Source organism: Gluconobacter albidus (genome assembly GCF_002005485.1).
Classification (GTDB): Bacteria; Pseudomonadota; Alphaproteobacteria; order Acetobacterales; family Acetobacteraceae; genus Gluconobacter; species Gluconobacter albidus.
The window spans coordinates 1,074,144-1,094,925 of sequence record NZ_CP014689.1 but is presented as its reverse complement, the minus strand read 5'-3'; the positions used below and the strand labels follow the sequence as shown (position 1 = coordinate 1,094,925).

Sequence of the window (20,782 nt, the reverse complement as noted above, 5' to 3'; positions counted from 1 at the left end):
GTCAGTTCCGGGAGCGCCCGGTGTTAATGGATCAGGACGCTCCGCGCAACTGACTGATTTTTCAATTTCTTTTCATGACAGCCTTGATCAGGTGTACCGCTCCGTCATCCTTGAGCACAACCGGCGCTTCATTTTCGAGGTGGCTTCCGTTTTCCCAGACGTCCACCACGCCCCGGCTGATCTGATCCGGATTTCTCACCTCAACCCGGTAGGTCGCTGTTTTCCAGCGGAGCACCACGTCAAACCCCGGCCATTCCGGCGGAATGCAGGGCGAGAGAAATAGTTCGCCGTCCTCGATCCGCACACCCAGCAAAATCTCAGTACCAACACGCTGCATCCATCCTGCCGAACCAGTATACCAGGACCAACCGCCACGCCCGACATGGGGTGCTGCGGAATAGACATCCGCCGCCACCACATAAGGCTCCAGCCTGTACCGCCCGGCAGCAGCTTCGTTCCGGGCATGATGAACGGGGTTGATGGTGGCAAACATTGCATGGGCCGCAGCTCCGTCCCCCAGCAGGGCCGTCGCCATGACGGTCCAGAGAGCAGCATGGGTATACTGACCGCCATTTTCCCGAACGCCGGGCGGGTAGCCGCGAATATAGCCCGGGTCAGGCTCGGATTTATCAAAGGGCGGCGTCAGGACCATGATAATGCCGTCGTCAAGCCGCACGAGCTGCTCCCGCACTGCCTGCATGGCCAGGCGGCCTCGCTCAGGGTCTCCAATCCCGGAAATCACGGCCCAGGACTGCGCGATCGCATCAATCCGCCCTTCCCTGTTGAGATGACTGCCCAGCGGCGACCCGTCATCAAAATAGGCTCGGCAGTACCACTCCCCGTCCCAGGCATTTTCAAGTCCTGCCTTGAGATCCGTAAGCGCACGATGCCACTTCTCAAGACGGGCCTGGTCGCCCCGCGCCTCCGCATGAGAGATAAACGCCTTCAACGCCGAGGACAGGAACCAGCCAAGCCAAACGCTTTCTCCCCGACCGGCCTCGCCGACGCGGTTCATCCCGTCATTCCAGTCGCCAGTCCCCATGAGCGGCAGGCCATGAGCCCCCCATGTCAGGCTGTGGTCGAGCGCTAAAGCACAGTGTTCGTAAAGCGAAGCGCGCTGTTCCGTCATTGAGGGCTGAAGGAAGCGTTCATGCTCGTCATTCGCCAGCACAGGCGCCGCAAGGAAGGATAATTCCTCATCCAGGACGCTGCGGTCCCCGCTGACACGCACATATTGCGCGACTGTAAATGCCAGCCATGCGCAGTCGTCGGAAATGCGCGTCCGCACGCCGTTGCCCTTCTGGGGCAGCCACCAGTGCTGGACATCGCCTTCTACAAACTGCCGCGACGCGGCGCGCAACAGATGCTCGCGGACCAGTGCAGGCGCGGAGGTTACAAGCGACATCCCGTCCTGAAGCTGGTCACGGAACCCGTACGCACCGCTGGCCTGATAGAAGCCGGCCCGCGACCAGATGCGGCTCGACAGGGACTGATACAGGAGCCACCCGTTGAGCATGATGTCCATCGACCGGTCCGGAGTGCGGACCTGAAGGGCTTCCGTAACAGAACGCCAGCCCTGCTTCACGTCCTCCAGAACAACATCGAGATCCGCGGCCCGGTATTGCGCAATCAATTTCCGGGCGTGCTCGACATTCTGTCCCTGCCCCAGAAGGAAGACGATTTCCGTCTCTTCACCCGGCGCCAGACTGAGGACCGTCTGCAAGGCCGCGCAGGGATCGACACCTGCGCCGACAAAACCCGCAAGATCACCACCCCGAACAATCGCCCGAGGCGCGGACAGGCTCCCGTAACGTCCCAAAAATGCCGTCCGGTCATCCATACCCGAAACCGGATGCCCGCCGAAATCCGCAAATGCCACACGATCGCCGAACGTATCTCCCCATACATTCCGGGCGAATACGGCACCCGTTTCAGCATCGGTTTCCGAGAACACAAAGGGCGCCGCAGACATCCGGGAGCGCCCGAGAACCCATTCCACATAGGCTGTCGCACGCAAAGTCCGTGTGCGGAAGGTTTGGTTCACCAGACGCAGCCTTGAAATCCTGATCGGATCTTCCTGCGGCACATACTGCACCAGTGTACTGGCAATCCCGTCCGCAACCCGCTCGAACCGACTGTAACCGCGCCCGTGATAAGCAACATGGACCGCCGTTTCATCAGGGCAGACCGCCGCCAAGGGCGACCAGAAAACCCGGCTCTCCTCATCGCACAGATAAAAAGCCTCTCCCGGCGGATTGCTGACAGGGTCGTTGCTCCAGGGCGTGAGCTGGTTCTCACGGCTGTTTTCAGACCATGTATAGCTGCTGCCTTCCGCTGAAACCTGAAACCCAAAATGTGGATTTGAGATCACGTTGATCCACGGCGCCGGCGTGGTGCGACGTCCCCGCAGAATTACGGCATATTCTGTTCCCTCCGCCGTGAATCCTCCATACCCGTTTGAAAGTTCGAGTTCCGGAAGTTCTGGAGTTTCTCCTGAAGCCCGGTAAGGCCGGAAGAACGTTTCCTTCCCCAAACCTGCCCTGTCCAGCCGGATCGTTTCCGCCCGGGTGATCTGATATTGCAGACTCCCGCCCTTCCCGGGAAGAACCACGCGCGCAGCAGAAAACAGAAGCTCCTTCACGCCCCCCGACATCAGGCTGCCCCGCAGCAGATGAACACCCCCGGCACCGCTTCCCATCGAAGACGACCTGACGAGCGTTTCAAGTGCCTGTTGAAGATCCTGCGCATACGATGTCGGGTGTTCATTCAGGATGACCACATCCACGGCCAGCGCCTTGATCCGGAAATATTCCTGTGCCCTCAGAACCGTGCGGGCAAGCTCAAAGTCCTCGCTTTCGCTCACGACAAGAAGCAGGATCGGCAGATCGCCCGACAGGCCCTGCCCCCACAGATCGGTCTGGCGCCCCGCTCCGCGCCTGATCTGCTCAGGAGAGGCCCGCAGCGTCGGACCCGCGTAAAGCAGGAACCCCGCCAGCTTCTGAAACAGATCAGCCTGAGTGGGGCGGATGTCGAGATGCCGCAACTGAACCTGTGCATGCGTCCATGCCAGCGTCAGGGCGCGGTCAAGATCCGCTGCATCCTGATGCCGCTCGATGCTGTCCATCAGAGCGGCTCGCGTTGAGGCCACAATCGTCCAGAACGACAGCCGACGTGTGGCCCGTGGCGGGACAGCCAGTCTGCACCGCAAGGCAAAGGCCGCATCCAGAACCGTACCGGTGCTCCCTGAAAGTTCCGCAGCTCCCTGCAACGCGAGTGGTGCCCGAAGATCACGGCCCCGTCCAACGAACCGGGCGCGGTCAGTTTCTATGGAAAGAGGTCCTCCCCCGACGACCAGACAGGCGGCCCAGATTTCCTGCTCCCCCGGACTGCGGCGACGGCGCGTGGCGATAATGGCGCGCTGCGATGGAAGATATTCCGTCTGTACGAACATCCGGGCGAAAGCGGGATGGGCAAGGTCCGTCTCCGGCGGGCAAAGCGCCAGTTCGACATAGGAAGTCACTTCGATCTCAACAGTCGCCAGACCTGTATTCCTGACCGAGACACGACGCAGTTCCGCATCATCCTCCGCAGAGACCAGGACATCCATCATCGTCGTCAGTTCACCATCCTGACGCAGATAGGTGGCGCGGTCTTCGCGGAACTCGACGCTGCAATGATCCGCCGGAACCCCGCAGGGCTGGAAACCGGCGGACCACACACGGCCACGTCCAGTATCCCTCAGATAGACATAAGATCCCCAGTTATCGAGCGTCCCATCCTCCCGCCAGCGCGTTACCGCCTGCCCGTTCCAGCGGCTGTAACCCGACCCTGCGGCGGTCAGCATGACGCTGTAACGACCATTGGAGAGAAGATGCGTCACCGGAGGGGCATCCACATCCAGCATGACCTGCCGCCCTCCGGGAGCCTGTCCCGTCGAAGCCGGAGGCGGAAGCAGTTTTTCTTCCTTCAGCGGGCGCGTTATGGCCCCTCCGATCGGCGCGCGCTCCTGAAGCAGAAGCTCGGCAGCGCCCATCATGGGTTCCGCATGAAACCGTCTGCGCATGATCCCATCCAGAATGGTATCTGCGAAAGCCAGAATGGACATACCCTGATGATGCGCCATGTAGGAGCGGATGATCGCAGGATTTTCTCCCGGCCGCAGGCGCTCTTTCGTGTAGTCCAGGGCCTCGTAAAAGCCGAATGCTCCCTGTGCGCCGAGTGCCTCCAGACGGGCAAAATTCGCCACGGCCTTGCGGGCATTCACCATGGCGGCCAGCGCCGTCGCATAAGGCGCAATTACGAGGTTCTGTGCAAGGCCCCGCTTCATTCCCAGACCCGGGACGCCGAAATTGGAATACTGGTAATTATAGTCCAGATCCCGGGCATTATAGGCTGATTCCGAGATGCCCCAGGGCGTTTCACGCGCCTGCCCATATTCGATCTGGCGTCTGACGATCTGTCGGCTGGTTCCTTCCAGCAGACTGTCGAATGGCGCCGCCATCACCAAAGATGGCATCAGATATTCGAACATGGAACCTGACCACGATACGAGCGCCTCACCACGCGCCACAGCAGCGACAGGCCGCCCCAGCCGGAACCAGTCCCGGGCAGGAACATCGCCTTTCGCAATTGCAAAAAATGAGGCGAGGCGCGCTTCAGACGCCAGAAGATCGTAGCAGTTATCGTCCAGAACGCCGTCATTGACGACATACCCAATCGAAAGCAGACCGCGCTCACGGTTACGCAGGAAGCCGAATTCCATATCAAGCGCCATGGTCCGGGCCTGTTCTGCCAGTTCCTTCAGCAGTCTGGCTGTCTGCAGGCCGGCAGCGCCGTCTCTCTGGTCGCTGCGAATGGCATTTTGGGCAGCGTGCAGCCAGAACAGGACACTTTCCGCTCCTCCTGCCGGAACGCTATCCCTGTCACCGGCCTTCCGTGCTCTCGTTCCGTTCAGGGACTGCACGGCCTCACCGGCACGGGCAACGAGAGCCATCAGTCTTTGCTCGACAAAAATCTGCCCGGCAGCATTCTCCAGCAATTCGTGCAACAGCGACCGGATATCCTGCGCGATGCTGACCGAGCGAAAAGCGTCGCCAGCTGCGGTCAGGTCTGCCTGCGCCAGAGCCAGCGCATCCTGCACGCCCCGTCTCCAGCCGTCAGGCGAGCGGCCCTTGTGTTCCCATTCCATAAAGGTCCGGCCCAGCGCAATCAGATGCCCTGCCAGATTGCCGCTATCGACGGTCGAGACATACACCGGCGTGAGAACGGACAGGTCTTCCGTGCTGTACCAATTGTAGAAATGTCCCCGGTAGCGTGGCAGCCGGGCCATCGTCGCGAGCGTTTCCTGTACCCGCTCCACAGCCTCGGCCATACCGATCCAGCCAAAATCATGCGCGGCGACAACGCACAGGAGATACAGCCCCATATTTGTAAGCGACGTTCTGCGTGCCAAGAGGGCGGCGGGCTCTTCCTGAAAGTTGTCAGGCGGCAGGAAATGATCCGATTCCGTGACGAAGGTCTCGAAATATTTCCATGTCCTTCTTCCCTGAAGGCGCAGGACCATTGTTTCGTCCACTGTTGCCTCAAGTCTGCGCGCGGAAACACTGTATTGGCTCGCCTTCCACGCGAAGACCGGCGACAGCACCCAGACACATGCAAAGGGCAGCATCACAAGCCACACCAGAGGTGCCATCAGAGACATCAGAGCAAATGCGAAAGCACCGAGGAGAATGGCCCCTCCCATCTGACGTACGTATCCCATCAGACTTTCACGCGGCGCCTCGGCGGCCTGCGCCGCTGTCACCCATTGCAGGAGATGCCTTCGGGTAACGAACACTCTCGCAAACGTGCGGACGATCGCATCGCCCATCAGGCAGGCTTGATCGGCCAGAAACACCAGACAGAGCGCGGTCGTCAGAACAGTCCGTTTCAGATCCGTTCCGAGCAGGGCAAGGTAACTGTCAAGCGTCTCCCCCTGCCGGAAGCGAAACGCGTCAATCAGTAGAGGAAGAACGGCTGGAATGGCGACGGTTGCAACGATACATGCCGTCCAGACAAAGGCATCATGCCCTCCCAGCATCCATCCTGCGAACAATGCCGCCACAGCCATGGGCGCGGACAGACTGCGCCGCAGGTTATCCAGCATTTTCCAGCGCGCAATGCCTGTCATGGGTGTCGAGCGTATGCCGATCGTCGGCAAACGTCCCATCCATGAAAAAATCCATGGCAGAAGCTGCCAGTCCCCTCGCGCCCATCTATGCAGGCGGGATGCCGAAACGAGATAGTCCGTCGGGAATTCCTCGATGACTTCGATATCGGTCACAAGTCCGGCACGGGCGAAAACACCTTCGAACAGATCGTGACTCAGCAGCGTTCCTTCAGGTACACGACCGGCCAGCGCAGCCTCGAAGGCATCAATGTCGTAAATTCCCTTGCCGGCAAACGATCCTTCGGAAAACATGTCCTGATACAGGTCCGAAACAGCGGCCGTGTAAGGCTCGATACCATTCGGGCTGGAAAAGACGCGCTGAAACAGTGTACTACTCCGCGTCTTGGGCAGAGAGGGCGTCACGCGCGGCTGGAGGATCCCATAGCCTTCCACGACGGCACCACGTCCTGGATCGAAGCTCGCCCTGTTCAGGGGATGGGCCAGTTTACCGACCAGGCGCCGTACCACTTCGTAAGGCAGCCGCGTGTCGCTATCGAGCGTCACGACATATCGTACGCCTTCTGGAATCCGCTGCCCCGGAAGCAGCATGAAGCTCGTGTCTTGTGCTCCGCGCAGAAGGCGGTTCAACTCATGCAGCTTGCCGCGCTTGCGCTCCCAGCCGATCCACTTCCCTTCACCTTCCGACCATTTCCGGCAGCGATGCAGCAGCAGGAAACGCTCCGAAGCCCCATCAGCCGCTCCATCAGTTCGCCCGTACATACGGTTCAGCCGCGCAATGCCCTGCACGGCCTGCTCCAGCAGGTCCTCGTCTCCCGCACGATGTTCGGAAGACCAGTCCGTCCAGTCCGTCAGCAGCGCAAAACTGATATCCCCGTCCCGGCTGGCGAGATAATGTTTTTCAAGCCGGTCAACCATTTCTCCAACGGCCTGACGATGCGTCAGCAAGGTCGGCACTACGACCATCGTCCGCAGATCCGTTGGAATGCCCTGCTTGAGTTCCAGTGACGGAAGTTCCGAAACCGTAATGGCCCACATCAGAAAACGGTTCATTCCGGAAACCACGGCATCAGAGGCCGGAATAAATCCCAGAAAAAGCAGCAGCAGAAACGCACGGCCCGGCAAATAGCCGTTCATGAGCGACAGAAACCCTGACAGCAGAAGCAGCGTCAGCAGCGTTACGGCAATACTGTATCCGGTAATGCCAAGCTGTCGGCAGATCCTCCCGACCTGGACCCGCAAGGGTGCGCGAAAGCCCAGCTCTTTCTCCAGAGTCGGGCGTCCTTCCGCAATCAGATAATATCCGGGGTCCGCGCGCCGCGGTTCTGCAGACTGCTCAATCCGTGCGTTCTGTGCTTTTGCGACCGCCAGACTGGCAATGTCGCATTCTGAAAACTGCGATCCTTTCGCAAGCTTTTCGACAGCCCGGCAGTACAGATGGCGGGTTGTCAGATCCATCCCGGAAAATTCGCCATGGGCCGCCAGCGTCCTGCTGACTAGGCTGACATCCTCGACCAGATCGTTCCAGTCCGTCGTCGTCATCAGCCTGATACTGTTGATGATGTTGCGGATTGTCGCGTTCAGGGCCCCCTGTTCCTGCATCTCCTCATGAACGATCGTTTCGAGATCCGTTCCTTTTTCCTGAAGCACCCCATCAAGCCACAGAAAAGCGGGGTCTTTCTGTGGATCATGCCCGCGCAGGCGATGGGCAAACTGAACGAGAAAAGCGCGGGAGAGCATGGGGGTCTCGACCCTGGCGAGAACCTGCATGGTCTGTGGACCATTGGCACCCCCGTTTTCCGTCAGTGCATCAACAAGAGTGTCGGCCTTCTCCCGTGCCTTCAGGTCATCACTGATCTTTTGTGAAATGCGCCGCAGATTTTCGATCAGGACGATGCGCATATTGATCGGGACCGCCCAGAGTTCCCGGATCAGAAGAGGCTGGGTCTGCTGATAGGTCTCGAGAAACTCCCGGATCGTTTCCGTGCTGATATGACTATCAGTATGCGCCACCAGCGCCCAGGCGATTTCAAACACGCGAGGCAGGCCGGAAAATGCACCATCCACCAGTTTTGGAAGATCACGGTAATATCCGACAGGCAGTTCGACCTTGATGGTCTGGATCTGCATATCCATCAGATAATAGTTGTCGATCAGCCATTCAGCCGCTGGCGTCAGCTGCTTTCCCTGCTCCGAGGCGTGGGACAGAACGATATTGATATCCTGCAACACCCGCGCATTGTCGTTCAGACGGGCAATCAGCGGGCTGCCATGAGTGCCAAAAATGGTCCGGGCATGGGAAACTGCCAGACTGCAAGCATGCGCACGCATCCGGTCCAGTCCAAACAGATCTGCCCGAATGGGGTTTTCATCCGCCCAGCAGCTTCGCGAATGTGCTCCCACTGCCGACGCCCCCGGGAAACGGGAGGAGGCTGATGTGACTGCCCCCAGCAACCTGAGTATTTCTGTTCTGATCGACATCTTTACCGCCTCCCTTCCGGAATGGAGAACCATCCAGACGCCCTAAACCGGATTCAGAAGGCTATTTTCAGCAACAGGTTCTTGTTATTTCTTTTGTGACTGATCACGTTTCCTTGCTGTTGAGAGAATATCTGCGAAAAACTGCAACTGTTTGAGAACGTTACTGGCAATACTTCAGGACTGTCTGGCTGAGGGGATAACCAAACATTGCACAATACGACAAGGAAACGACCTGCCACCATGACCGTCCGCCTGTTCGCAAGCGCCTTGATGGGGGCCGCCTTAACCGGAATTTTACCCCGAGCGGAAGCTGCGCCACCTGCGCTCCCTCCCCTTGCGCATGCCGAACTGGAAAAGGGAGCTCACGCTGCCCTTTCCACGCACGGAATTGTCGCAGAGCTGGATGTCAGACATACGACACGATGCACTGTGCCGATCGTCTGGACCGATGCGGATTCCAGCCCGACATCTCCCTGCAGCATGGCATTCCTGACCCTGCGCACGCCCGGCAACACACAGGCTCATGCATCTTCTTTTCCCCTGACGCCCTACGGGACGGAAGATGACGGCATGGCGCAACTCAGGATGTCCTTCCGGCAGCTCGACGCGTCTTCACCGTTTCCCCAAGTCATGGTCTCCGCCTATACGGGGGGCGCGCATTGCTGCTCTCTCACCTCCATTTTTGATCTGCGTTCCAACGGACACTGGCAGCATCTCGAACTGGGGGGGATGGACGGCGATGGCGAACCGGAGGTCGTGGATCTTGTGGGAAATGGACAGCAGGAAATCCTGACTTCCGACCAGTCCTTTCTCTATGCTTTTGCATCCCATGCCGGCTCAGAAGCGCCTGTTGTAATTTCGCGCTATCACGATGGTGTTCTGGAGAACGTGACGCGTGATCCCGTTTATCGGGACTATCTTGCAAAAGATCTTGCAGACAGGCTCCGTAACTGGACCCGCTCCGGCCGTTTCGAGCCTAACGGCTTTCTGGCCTATGAGGTCGCGACCATGGCCAATCTGGGCAAATTCCCCGAAGGCTGGCGCGATATGCTGGCTCATGCACAATCCACGAAAGAGTCTGGATTTGGTCTTTCCCTTTGTGACCTTAAACCCGCCGCAGAAAAACAGAACGGTCATGGCTGTTCGATCAAAGAAAAAGAGCTGCTTCCGTTTCCAGAGGCCCTTTCGGCGTTTCTTGTCCAGAGCGGCTACATAACGCCGGAACAGGCTGCTTCGGTCAGAAAATCTCAGGACCCGAGCACTGCTTCTCAGGCGCAAGCGTTGCCTCCCACAGTCCCCGAAACAGGGAACCCGACGTCTTCATCATCCGCACTGGCTCGACCACCAGAAACGGACACGGCTTTCTCTCCCTCGCTCAGATCCACGAAATCCAGTGTGCTGCTCCCTGTTCTCGCAGGTCTTGGTCTGGTTTTTTATTTTCTTCCAATGCTGATCGCCTACAGACGCGATACTGTCGATCAGCGAAAAATTGCGATAATAACGGTTCTGCTGGGCTGGACGATCATCGGATGGATCGCAGCCCTTGTCATGGCCCTCACGCAGCGCTCACGGAAAGTATAGACCCACAGACCACAATCAGTTTCTGATCCTGCTCCGTGCCTCCCGCAGCGTCATGGTCCCGACCCGCTGCGAGAGGTAAATCCCGGTTTTGCCCGAACAGACGCAGGCCACGAAACATCCGATCGCGAAATAGACGATATCCGCGGCACCAAACAGCTCCACGCCCATGAGGGTACAGGCCAAAGGCGTGTTCGCAGCTCCGGCAAAGACCGACACAAAGCCCACGGCAGCGAACAGGTCCACCGGCACATGCAGTGCATGGGCCAGAACATTGCCCGCCGCAGCCCCCAGAAAGAACAACGGCGTCACCTCGCCGCCCTTGAACCCGCTCGCCAGAACGACGACCGTAAACACCAGCTTCCAGAGCCAGGACCACGGATAGAATGCAGGTCCGAAAAAACTGACAATGGACGCTCCGCCGGGTTCTGCCGGAAGAACCCCCAACCCAAGATAATCCCTGTTTCCAACGACCATGACTAGAATAATGGTCGCAATCCCGCCCATGGCTGGTCGCAGCCATGTTCTCGGACAGACTGTTTTCATCACTGCCGCCAGACGGTGCACACTTTCGGCAAAGATCCAGCTCAGCAGACCAAAAACTACTGCCGCACCGGCAACCTTCGCAGCCAGCACGGGATTGACATGCCATAGCGTGCCGTCGGCCATCACTGTTCCCTGAAACATCAGGGGATAAAAAACATGGTGCACACCCCAGGCGCGACAGGACCAGTCTGCAATAATGGATGCCGTAGCCGCAGGCAGAAGGAAGCGGTAGTCAAGCCGACCGAGTGTCAGAACTTCAAGAGCGAAAACCGCTCCTGCAACTGGGGTTCCGAATACTGAGCCAAAGCCGGCAGCAATGCCGCAGGTGAGCAGGGCACAGGTTTCTGAAGGACGAAGCCTGAACAGTCGCGCAGTCGCACTGGCCAGACTGCCTCCAACCTGTATGGCTGTCCCTTCCCGCCCGACAGAGGCTCCGAAAAGATGGCTCACAACCGTGGCGATCAGCACGAAAGGCGCCATTCGGAGTTGAACTCCGGCGCCCGGCTCGTGGATTTCATCCACGATCAGGTTCGCCCCACCCTCCACATCACGTCCGAACCAAAAATACCACAGCCCGACAGCCACGCCCGCCAGAGGCAGCCCGAACAGCAGTCCCGGATGAGCGGTCCTGCAGGCAGTGACAACATCCAGAAGCCACAGAAACAGAGCGCAGACACTGCCGATGCAGACTGACAGCATCACTAGGACAGCGAGCATCCGGCAGTAGCCGAGAACACTGGAAAAACGGAATTGATTTTGAACGTCGTTCATGGTGGACGCAGGTCTCCTGTCTTGTCCCCGAAGGGCATTAAAACAGGAATCATCAGCTTCCGGATGAAGCGGTTCGACCACAGATGGTCAGGCAGAATCCATTGCCTTCAGACAGGCAAAAAAGCCCTTCAGCGCCCGATCTGTCAAGAGATACAGCCTCTAGGCAGATGACAAGGTTTTAAGGGGATGCCACTTTCCAGCATGACAGGTGTATGCCACCGTGACTGTAACAAAAACGGGCGGCCCCGATCCGTCCTTCCATCCGGCTGATTTAGGGAGCTGCATATCATGCGTCGCCTTCTGGTTCTCACGACCCTTCTTGCAGGGCTGCCCTTTGCGCTTCCGGCGCAGGCCGAAGGAACCTTTTCCTTCGCCACAACACCGGGACAGCTTCCCAAAACCGTTGTACCGACGGATTACGTCATCGACCTGACAACCGACATGGAACATCTGACCCTTCAGGGTGATGAAATCATCCGGATCGAAGTTCAGACTCCGACTGCCGATATCACGCTCAATCAGGCGGGTCTCAAGCTCGCGAGCGCCCTGCTCGACAACTCCCAGAAAGCCGTCATCCATCAGGATGACACCGCAGAAACGGTCACACTGCATTTCCCTGCCCCCGTTCCGGCAGGGATGCACACTCTGGCGATCAAGTATTCCGGGCCGATCCTGAAAACGCCCAACGGCATCTACGTCGACGACTACACGGACCCCAAGGGCAAGCCGCAGCGGATGCTGGTTACGCAGTTCGAAGTCGCGGATGCTCGCCGGATGTTCCCAGGCTGGGACGAGCCGGCCTTCAAGGCGACCTACCAGCTAAACGTGACGCTTCCTTTTGAATACGCAGCCGTGAGCAACATGCCGATCATCGGCACGACACAGCAGGACGAAAAGACAAAGCGCGTTTCCTTTACCCCGACGCCTCGCATGTCGAGCTATCTTCTGGCGCTGGTGGCGGGCGACATGGCCTCCGTCGATGGCAAGGCAGATGGCACCCCTCTCCGCGTTTTCGCACCGAGCGGCCTTGAGAACCAGGGCACCTATGCCTTGGGAGCTGCCGAAAAGATCCTGCCCTATTACAACGACTATTTCGGTATCAAGTACCCGCTGCCGAAAATGGACATGCTGGCCATCCCGGGCAATTATCAGGCAGGCGCGATGGAGAACTGGGGTGCGCTGACCTATATTGATAACGTCCTTCTGTTCGATCCGAAGAACAGCACGCCCCGCACCCGCGAACTTATCTATGAAGTTGTCGCGCATGAAATGGCGCACCAATGGTCCGGCGATCTGGTGACCATGGGCTGGTGGGACAATATCTGGCTGAACGAAGGCTTTGCATCCTGGATGGAAATCAAGGCGACGGACAAGATGAACCCGGAGTGGGACATCTGGCCGCGTCAGCATGAAACCCGCGAAAGCACGATGGCGACGGATGCACTGTCCACCACCCATCCGATCCAGCAGACCATTCACAATGTGAGCGAAGCCAATTCGGCGTTTGACGGTATCAGCTACGGCAAGGGTGAACTTGTCATCCGCATGATGGAAGGCTGGCTGGGCGAAGACCATTTCCGTGACGGAATGCGCGCCTACATGAAAGCCCATGCGTTTGGCAGCGCCACCAGTCAGGATCTGTGGAATGCACTGTCACAGGCCTCAGGGCAGGATGTCGGCAAGGTGGCACGCAGCTTCACCGAACAGCCCGGCATCCCGCAGGTCAATGTCGCGGCGGTCTGCCAGAACGGCCAGACGACATACACCCTGACGCAGAGCCGCTTCACGATCCACGACCCGAATGCGAAAGCCCTGACCTGGAACATTCCCGTCGTTGCGGGCGGTCCGGGACTTGAAACCAGAAAGCTCGTCCTCGGCGCAGAGCCCGTGACTTTCACGCTGCCCCGCTGCGATGCCCCCCTCAAGCTCGATCTGGGCGAGAGCGGCTATTACCGCGTGCATTACGACGACATTGCTTTCGCACCCATTGCCGCTTCGATTTCAAAATTTGCCCCCGTGGACCGCGCCAATATCCTTGGCGATCAGTTCGCCCAGTTTCGTACCGGCCATGGAAACCTGTCGTCCTATTTTGACCTCGTGGACCGCCTGACAGCCGCGCATGAGCACGATATCGCCACACTTGAGGAAATCATCGGCAAGCTGGAAACGCTTGACACCTATGAAATCGGAAGCCCGGACCGCGCCGCATTCCAAGCCTATGCCCGCAGCCGTCTGGCCCCTGTTCTGAAGCGTCTGGGCTGGGATCAGAAGCCGCATGAAAGCGTGCTGGACACGATGCTGCGTCCGTCCGTGATTTCTGCTCTGGGAGATTTCAACGATCCGGCCGTTCTTGCAGAAGCAAAGCGTCGTTTCGCGGCATGGCTGAAGAACCCGGCCTCCCTGCGCCCCGATCTGGTGGGAACGGTCTCGGCACTGGCGATGAAACATGCCGATGCCGCGACCTACGACATCATGGCCAAGAAAGTCCGTGACACGCAGGCCACGGAGCTCAAACTCCGCCTGTTCCAGGCCCTCGCCAACGCCACGGACCCTGATCTGATGCGCCGCAACGTCGAACTGGCCTATAGCGGGGCCATTCCGAACGGTCGTATTTCAATGGCGCTGTCGTCGATCGCATCCGCCAGCGAAAATCCGGACCTCGTCTGGAAGCTCGTCCGCCAGCACGAGGCCGAAATCCGCACGCATCTCGCACCCTGGTCACAGGACGGATTCCTCCCTGCCATCGCGGCTCATTCCAACAACCCGGACATCCTCGCCGAACTTCAGAAAGACCCGTCTTCCACCATAACAACCGGTGCGAAAATCGCGACGGCCCATGCGGTCAACGCCGTTTCCGCCCGCAAGGAAGCCGTTCAGGCCGCCCAGAGCCAGATCCACGACTGGCTCGCCTCTCACACCCACTAACCAGCTAAACGAGGCGGAAAAGATCTGCCTCGTCCCTGTCCGGGGCGGGAAAACTGCTATAGACGTGGCTCTCCCGTTTTACCCGCCACCGGACCATTCTGCCCCATGCTTCAGATCGAAAACCTTGTCTTCAACGCCTGGGGACGACAGTTCTTCAATCGTGCAAGCGCGAACCTTCCCAATCCCTCCAAGGTGTCGCTGGTTGGCAGAAACGGCGTCGGAAAATCCACGCTTTTCAAACTGATCAAGGGTGAGCTCCAGCCGGATTCCGGTGATATCGTCATCCCCCGCGCGGCCCGTGTTGCGACTGTAGATCAGGAACACCCTGCCACTCCCATCAGCCTGATTGATACGATCCTCGCAGCCGATACGGAACGCGCAGCCCTCATGGCCGAACTGGAAACGGCTGATCCGGAGCGGATGGGCGATATCTGGATGCGCCTGATCGAAATCGACGCGGACAGCGCCCCCTCCCGCGCTGCGGAGATCCTGAATGGTCTGGGCTTCTCCACGGCCGATCTCGACCGTCCAATGGCAGAATTCTCCGGCGGCTGGCGGATGCGTGTGGCCCTGGCTGCCGCGCTGTTTGCCGAGCCCGATCTGCTGCTGCTCGATGAGCCGACGAACTATCTCGATCTCGAAGGCGCCCTGTGGCTGGAAGCGCGCCTCGCACGCTATCCCCATTCCGCTCTTATCATCAGCCATGACCGCGAACTGCTGAACAATTCCGTCGATTTCACGCTGCACGTCACGGAAGGCAAGCTGGAACTCTACACGGGCGGATATGACGATTTCGAGCGTCAGCGAGCCGAGAAAATCCGCCTGCAAAGCGCCACCCGCGCCAAGCAGGAAGCCGAGCGCGCGCATCTCCAGTCCTTCGTGGACCGGTTCAAGGCCTCCGCGGCCAAAGCCGCGCAGGCCCAGAGCCGCGTCAAGCGCCTTGCCAAGCTGGCCCCGATCGAGACCACGATCGAGGCTTCGGTCTCACCATTTCTTCTCCCTTCTCCTGCCCGTCCACTCGCTCCCCCACTGATCCGGCTGGAAAACGTCGAAGTGGGCTACGCAGACGACCCGGCCATTCTGCGCGACCTGAACCTCAGACTGGATGTGGATGACCGCATCGGTCTTCTGGGCGTCAACGGCGCCGGTAAATCCACTTTCGCGAAAATGATCGCAGGCGCTCTCGAAGTCCGTTCAGGAGACGTCTCCCGTTCCCCCCGTATTGAAGTCGGCTGGTTCCATCAGCACCAGATCGAGGCACTCGATCCGGAGCAGACTCCGCTTGATATCATGCGCGAGGCGCGTCCGGTGGACAGTGACCAGTCCCACCGCTCCCGTCTTGCACAGTTCGGCATTCATTTCGAAAAACAGGGCACCAAGGTCGAAGCCCTCTCAGGCGGTGAGCGTGCCCGCCTGCTGCTGAACATGGTAGCCATGGCTGCACCGCACCTGCTGATCCTTGATGAGCCAACCAACCATCTGGACATCGACAGCCGCCGCGCCCTCCTAGATGCACTGAACAATTACGAAGGGGCAGTCATTCTCATCACTCATGACCGTTCGCTCATGGAACTGGTCGCGGACCGTCTCTGGCTGGCTGCGGACAACCAGATCGTGCCTTTCGACGGCGATATGGACGATTACGCAAAGTTTGTCATTGAACGCGCCAAGGGTGGAACATCTGCTCCATCTCAGAAAGCAGCCAAAGAAAAACGCTCAAAGAACAAGAAAAACAAGAACAAATAACGACTTTATTACACAAATTTAGAAATATTTTTCAAATCTCCAAAAAGCAAAGTTGATGACCGCAGCCTGCTGAAGGTCATCAACTTTGTCGATCATACTGATGATTTTTGAACATGGGGATCGGACTCACCCTGATCGTTCCAGCCTCTTATCAAGTCCTGATATAAATCAAATCAGAATATTAGACACACCAGAAGAAACTTATCAGTGTTGATAACGTTTTCCAAAAATCATAATAAGGAATATGCATAATATTTATGATAATTAATAGTTTTTTAACTTAACATTACAAACAGACGTATTTTCTTTTTATTTTAAAAAGGAGTTAAAATGATAGATTTACATAATAAAACTCCTGATCAGAAAAATATATTTCCTCTTATGGAGGAGAGAAAAATTGGTTTCAGTCTCGCATTCTGTGCAGGGCTGATGAACGCATGGACCTTCTTTCATGCCCAAACCTTCGCCACCGTCCAATCCGGTAATGTCATACAGGTTGGTTACCGCCTGGTGCAGGGAGACTGGGTCGCATTCTGGTTTGCCTTTAGCTCCATTATCGCATTCGGCTTGGGATCTGCCTTATGCGGCGTACTGATGACGGTGCTTATGAGAGAGGGACGAAATTTCTCGAATATTGTCTTATGGTCTGAATGTATTTTACTATTTATTATTACAGTTTTTGCATTTTCAAACACAGTCCCATTAGCTTTCTTAGCTGTAGCTGTCAGTTTCGTTGCAGGAATGCAGGGGAACGCATTCCACAAAGACCACGGAATGCTTTATGGAAATGTTGCCGTTACTTTTGTTGTGCAAATGGCTTTTAATTTTATGGCTCAAAGTTTTTTCAAAAAAGGTGGAATTAATGGAGAGTCCAATTTGATGTGGGCAGGAATATTTTTCTTTGTTCTGTTTGGTTTTGCCAGTGGCGGCGCTCTTGGATTTTTTTGTGATAAATATATAGGCAATAATACATCATTGATAATAACCATTGCTTCTCTTGTGTTAATTACTATTTTTTCAAATAAAACAAATTTAAATACAGATCCGAGAACTGGCGCCACATTTGTCTAAATAAATATATCATTTTTTTAACATTCCTTCAAATCAAGGTTCTTACAGATGGAAAATTTGAAACAGCCAATTCTGGGCTCTAAGGGAGCTGATATTGTTGGCCCCCGAAATCCGGAAATTGAACTGCAGAACCCGGATATTTTTCTTCCCCCGACGACAGATAAGGGCGGGATCCCCAATCTGAAATTTCCTTTTGCGATGGCGCATAACCGCCTTGAAGATGGTGGATGGGCAAGGGAAGTGACCTGTCGCGAAATGGGAGCGCTGAAAGAACTCGCAATCGTCAATATGCGCCTCCCCCCTGGGGTCGTGCGTGAAATGCATTGGCACAAAGAAGCAGAATGGGCTTACGTTCTCAAAGGGAAAGTTCGCTTCTATCTGATAGATGATCAACGTCAGACACTGATCGAAGATCTGGAGCCGGGTGATTTGTGGTTTGCACCAGCTGGCTTTCCACATGCCATTCAAGGGCTGGAAGAAGGTACCGAGTTTGTACTTGTCTTCAACGATGGTAACTTTTCGGAAAATCAGACACTCTTGGTAACCGAATTATTTGCTCATATCCCTCGTGAAGTTCTTGCGAAAAATTTTGGTGTTCCGGAAGCTGCATTTGCCAATATACCGGCGCACGAGAAGTATATTTTCCGTCAGCCCGTTCCCCCGCCGCTGGAGCAGGTCCGTCAGGATCTGGGTGCCGTAACTTTTACAGACAAATATGTTTTCCGTGCTTCCGCAACACCGCCTACCTCCTATCCGGGAGGAGCCACGCAGGTTATTGACTCGCGCAATTTTAGCGTAACAACACTGGCTGCCTTGATTATTGATCTGGAGCCCGGCGGGATGCGCGAAGTTCACTGGCACCCTGATGCGGATGAACTACAATATTACATTTCCGGAAAAGCTCGAATGACTGTATTTGATGCTGTCGATAACGCAAGAACATTTGATTTTGTTCCCGGAGATGTTGGGTATGTCCCAAGAACGCTAGCACATTATATTGAAAACATTGGCGATGAGCCCGTCAAGGTTATCAACGTTTTCCATACGGGCCAATATAAGGATATTTCACTCAACAACTGGCTGGCGCTCACACCTGCTCATCTGGTCAAAGGGCACCTTGAAGTTGATGATCAATTTGTCAGCCACCTCAGGACTACACGGCAACCCGTTGTCAAAAAATAGGCTGTTATTTTTTGTGCTTTTTCAAAATCCTTTCTGAAAACTCACTGATGAGCGTTTCGGCGTAGCATGTCTCATCTCATGGTGATGTAAATCACGACATCTGTAACGTCGACACGCTGCTCACGTCCTGGCACGCGCAGACCCACCAGCCAGGGTCTCCGCAGGCCATACTGAAGAGCAAGCCATAAAACAGTCCATAATTTCCAAAAAATATTGATATATTGACCCAAATCAATATTTAAACTTCCACAACCGCGTAAGTATTCTTTGCGATGGTCTCCGCCGATAGCTCTTGCGAGGAGCGGACGCTAGGGCGCGGTTGAATTTAGGAAAGGACCGAGTGTGTCTCCTTTTGGTGGCCTGAGGATCGTAGGGCAACACCTGCCCAGACGGTGCAGACTGCTATTGGGTGCCGTCATTTTTATCGGGAGTCCTGCGACGGCACTTGCCCAAAGCGCTGATGATCAGGAACTGGCAGCCATCAAAGCCGAAATGCGTATGTTGGAAGGCCGGTTGCAGGCTATTGAGGAGCGTCGACACGCCAAAGCCCCTTCACGCACGGCACATTCCGGCACCACAAAAACACCTCCCGCAGCCCACACAGCAACAGCGGGGAGGATCGAAGAAGCCCGCGTAGGGGGGGCACCACGTACCGCTCCAACACCCGGGATCATGCCAATTTCGACAGCAGGTTTCGCTCCATCTGGTGTGACAGGTGCCACTGCGCCGGCTGTTGCGTCTGCCCCTGCCGTCACACATCAGACACCTTCTCCCCTGTTCCAGTGGCTGGGAAACCAGCATAATGAAGCCCACAGGACGTCAATCGATCTGACGTCATCAAGCCCGCTCGCGATTACACAGACGGAAGTGGATCATCTTCCCCCTGTGTTCCAGATTGGCAATCTGACCGTTCGCCTCGGCGGCTTCATTGACTTCTCCAATATCTGGAGGAGTTCAAACCTGACCAGCGGCCCGGCGACGGCGTGGAACGGTTTTCCTTATGCCAACAGCCCCAATCACGGACTGAGCGAAGAGCGTTTCTCGGCGCAGCTCACACGTTTTTCCACACTCCTGGAAGCAAATCCAACCAAAGCCGTCCGCCTTCAGGCCTATGTTGAAGCAGATTTCGGTGGTTCCGGAGGTACGACGAACAGTGTGCAGATCAACGGTTATACACCCAGGCTGCGTCAGGGCTATTTCACCTTCACCCAGAAAGACTGGGGCTTGCACGTCCTCATGGGACAGGCATGGAGCCTGACGACAAACTACGCCAAGGGTGTCATTCCCCGTCAGGAACAGCTTCCGGCCGTTACGGATAACAACCAGATCCCGGGCATCACCTTCACCCGTGTTCCCCAGATCCGGATCGCCAAGGACTGGGATAAGAAGTACTGGCTGGCGCTGTCCATTGAAGACCCGCAGGCAACCGTGGCTTTTTCAGACTCCCTCAGTTCAGGCGGCATCCTTCCCGCAAGCTATGGTCGCGTGGCCGGACCGCGCGTCTTTTACGCCAATGCAGGCGGTGTATTGCTGAATCCCAATACGCAGTACAGCTACAATCCTGCGCCTGACATCGTTCTCAAGACGGCTGTCGATACGTCTTTCGGGCATTACGAAGTCTTTGGTCTGGCCCGCTGGTTCCGAGGGCTGATTCAGCCTGCAGGCGAGAATCATACCCATAAAAGCACCCAGTTCGGCGGCGGCGTCGGTGCAGGCATGACCGTACCGCTCGGGACGGACAAGCTACAGTTGACCGGTAACGTACTGGCAGGTCAGGGCGTGGGACGTTACGGACCAACCCTCATTCCCGATACGACATTCGATCAAAACGGAAATCCCAGCCCTGTCCCGGAAATCATGGGGTCGCTTGGACTTGTGGGCCATCCGGCACGCTCCGTTCTGCTCTACACCTATGGGGGCGTGGAAAGCGCGGGCCGTCGGACCTATCTCGGCGCGGACGGACTTCAGCACGGTTATGGCGCGACGGATCTGAACCTGTCCGGCTGTGAATACGAATTCGGAACATGTTCCGCCCAGACAAAAACGCTGGCTTCCCTGACAACGGGCGGCTGGTGGCATTTTCTGGACGGCCATTACGGCAGTGTCATGGGCGGGCTTCAGTACACCTATATCCGGAAGTTCGCCTTCAAGGGTAATGACGGTGCAGGCCATGCTGTCGATCCTACAACCTATGGCCATACGGTGTATGTGACATTCCGATATTACCCGTTCCAGCAATGATGTCTGGAGAAATACTCTTACCCCCCGAAACAGAATTTCGCTTTCCCGCTCAAGACTTTGCGCCCCTCACGGTCA

At 56.8% G+C, this 20,782-nt stretch carries 8 protein-coding genes and 1 riboswitch; of the genes, 6 read left to right on the top strand and 2 right to left on the bottom strand.

The window, feature by feature from the left end; all coding sequences use genetic code 11:
- Positions 1–61: 61 nt before the first annotated feature.
- Positions 62–8,497 carry a glycoside hydrolase family 94 protein gene (locus A0U94_RS04820; RefSeq protein ID WP_244178071.1) on the bottom strand — a complete coding sequence of 2,812 codons (8,436 nt, stop codon included), beginning with the start codon at positions 8,495–8,497 and terminating at the stop codon, positions 62–64.
- Between the two features lie 390 nt (positions 8,498–8,887).
- Here A0U94_RS04820 and A0U94_RS04815 point away from each other — a divergent pair, with 390 nt between their 5' ends.
- The gene (locus tag A0U94_RS04815) at positions 8,888–10,228 is read left to right on the top strand and encodes a superinfection immunity protein (protein ID WP_077802607.1); all 1,341 of its coding nucleotides are present in this window, start codon (positions 8,888–8,890) and stop codon (positions 10,226–10,228) included.
- Between the two features lie 15 nt (positions 10,229–10,243).
- On the opposite strand, the gene A0U94_RS04810 is transcribed toward A0U94_RS04815, so the two are convergent.
- Complete coding sequence (locus A0U94_RS04810) at positions 10,244–11,542, bottom strand: voltage-gated chloride channel family protein (RefSeq protein WP_077802606.1); 1,299 nt, start codon at positions 11,540–11,542, stop codon at positions 10,244–10,246.
- A gap of 36 nt (positions 11,543–11,578) precedes the next feature.
- A riboswitch (Fluoride riboswitch) is annotated at positions 11,579–11,657 on the bottom strand.
- A gap of 173 nt (positions 11,658–11,830) precedes the next feature.
- Here A0U94_RS04810 and A0U94_RS04805 point away from each other — a divergent pair.
- From A0U94_RS04805 to A0U94_RS04785, 5 genes are all read left to right on the top strand, one after another.
- On the top strand, positions 11,831–14,467 hold the full coding sequence (locus A0U94_RS04805) for a M1 family metallopeptidase (protein WP_244178070.1): 2,637 nt from the start codon (positions 11,831–11,833) through the stop codon (positions 14,465–14,467).
- A gap of 105 nt (positions 14,468–14,572) precedes the next feature.
- The gene (locus A0U94_RS04800) at positions 14,573–16,213 is read left to right on the top strand and encodes an ABC-F family ATP-binding cassette domain-containing protein (protein ID WP_062028892.1); all 1,641 of its coding nucleotides are present in this window, start codon (positions 14,573–14,575) and stop codon (positions 16,211–16,213) included.
- Positions 16,214–16,543: 330 nt separating this feature from the next.
- Positions 16,544–17,284, top strand: a complete 741-nt coding sequence (locus tag A0U94_RS04795; protein WP_077802604.1) for a YoaK family protein — start codon at positions 16,544–16,546, stop codon at positions 17,282–17,284.
- Positions 17,285–17,332: 48 nt separating this feature from the next.
- Complete coding sequence (locus A0U94_RS04790) at positions 17,333–18,466, top strand: cupin domain-containing protein (protein ID WP_077802603.1); 1,134 nt, start codon at positions 17,333–17,335, stop codon at positions 18,464–18,466.
- A 399-nt stretch (positions 18,467–18,865) separates the two neighbouring features.
- Positions 18,866–20,707: a hypothetical protein gene (locus A0U94_RS04785; protein WP_244178113.1), complete on the top strand. Its 1,842-nt coding sequence runs from the start codon at positions 18,866–18,868 to the stop codon at positions 20,705–20,707.
- Positions 20,708–20,782: the final 75 nt, after the last annotated feature.

Bases quoted from the DNA above. Each gene is read 5' to 3' on its own strand.
- A0U94_RS04820 (WP_244178071.1), bottom strand. From the start codon at position 8,497: ATGCGTGCGCATGCTTGCAGTCTGGCAGTTTCCCATGCCCGGACCATT.
- A0U94_RS04815 (WP_077802607.1), top strand. From the start codon at position 8,888: ATGACCGTCCGCCTGTTCGCAAGCGCCTTGATGGGGGCCGCCTTAACC.
- A0U94_RS04810 (WP_077802606.1), bottom strand. From the start codon at position 11,542: ATGAACGACGTTCAAAATCAATTCCGTTTTTCCAGTGTTCTCGGCTAC.
- A0U94_RS04805 (WP_244178070.1), top strand. From the start codon at position 11,831: ATGCGTCGCCTTCTGGTTCTCACGACCCTTCTTGCAGGGCTGCCCTTT.
- A0U94_RS04800 (WP_062028892.1), top strand. From the start codon at position 14,573: ATGCTTCAGATCGAAAACCTTGTCTTCAACGCCTGGGGACGACAGTTC.
- A0U94_RS04795 (WP_077802604.1), top strand. From the start codon at position 16,544: ATGATAGATTTACATAATAAAACTCCTGATCAGAAAAATATATTTCCT.
- A0U94_RS04790 (WP_077802603.1), top strand. From the start codon at position 17,333: ATGGAAAATTTGAAACAGCCAATTCTGGGCTCTAAGGGAGCTGATATT.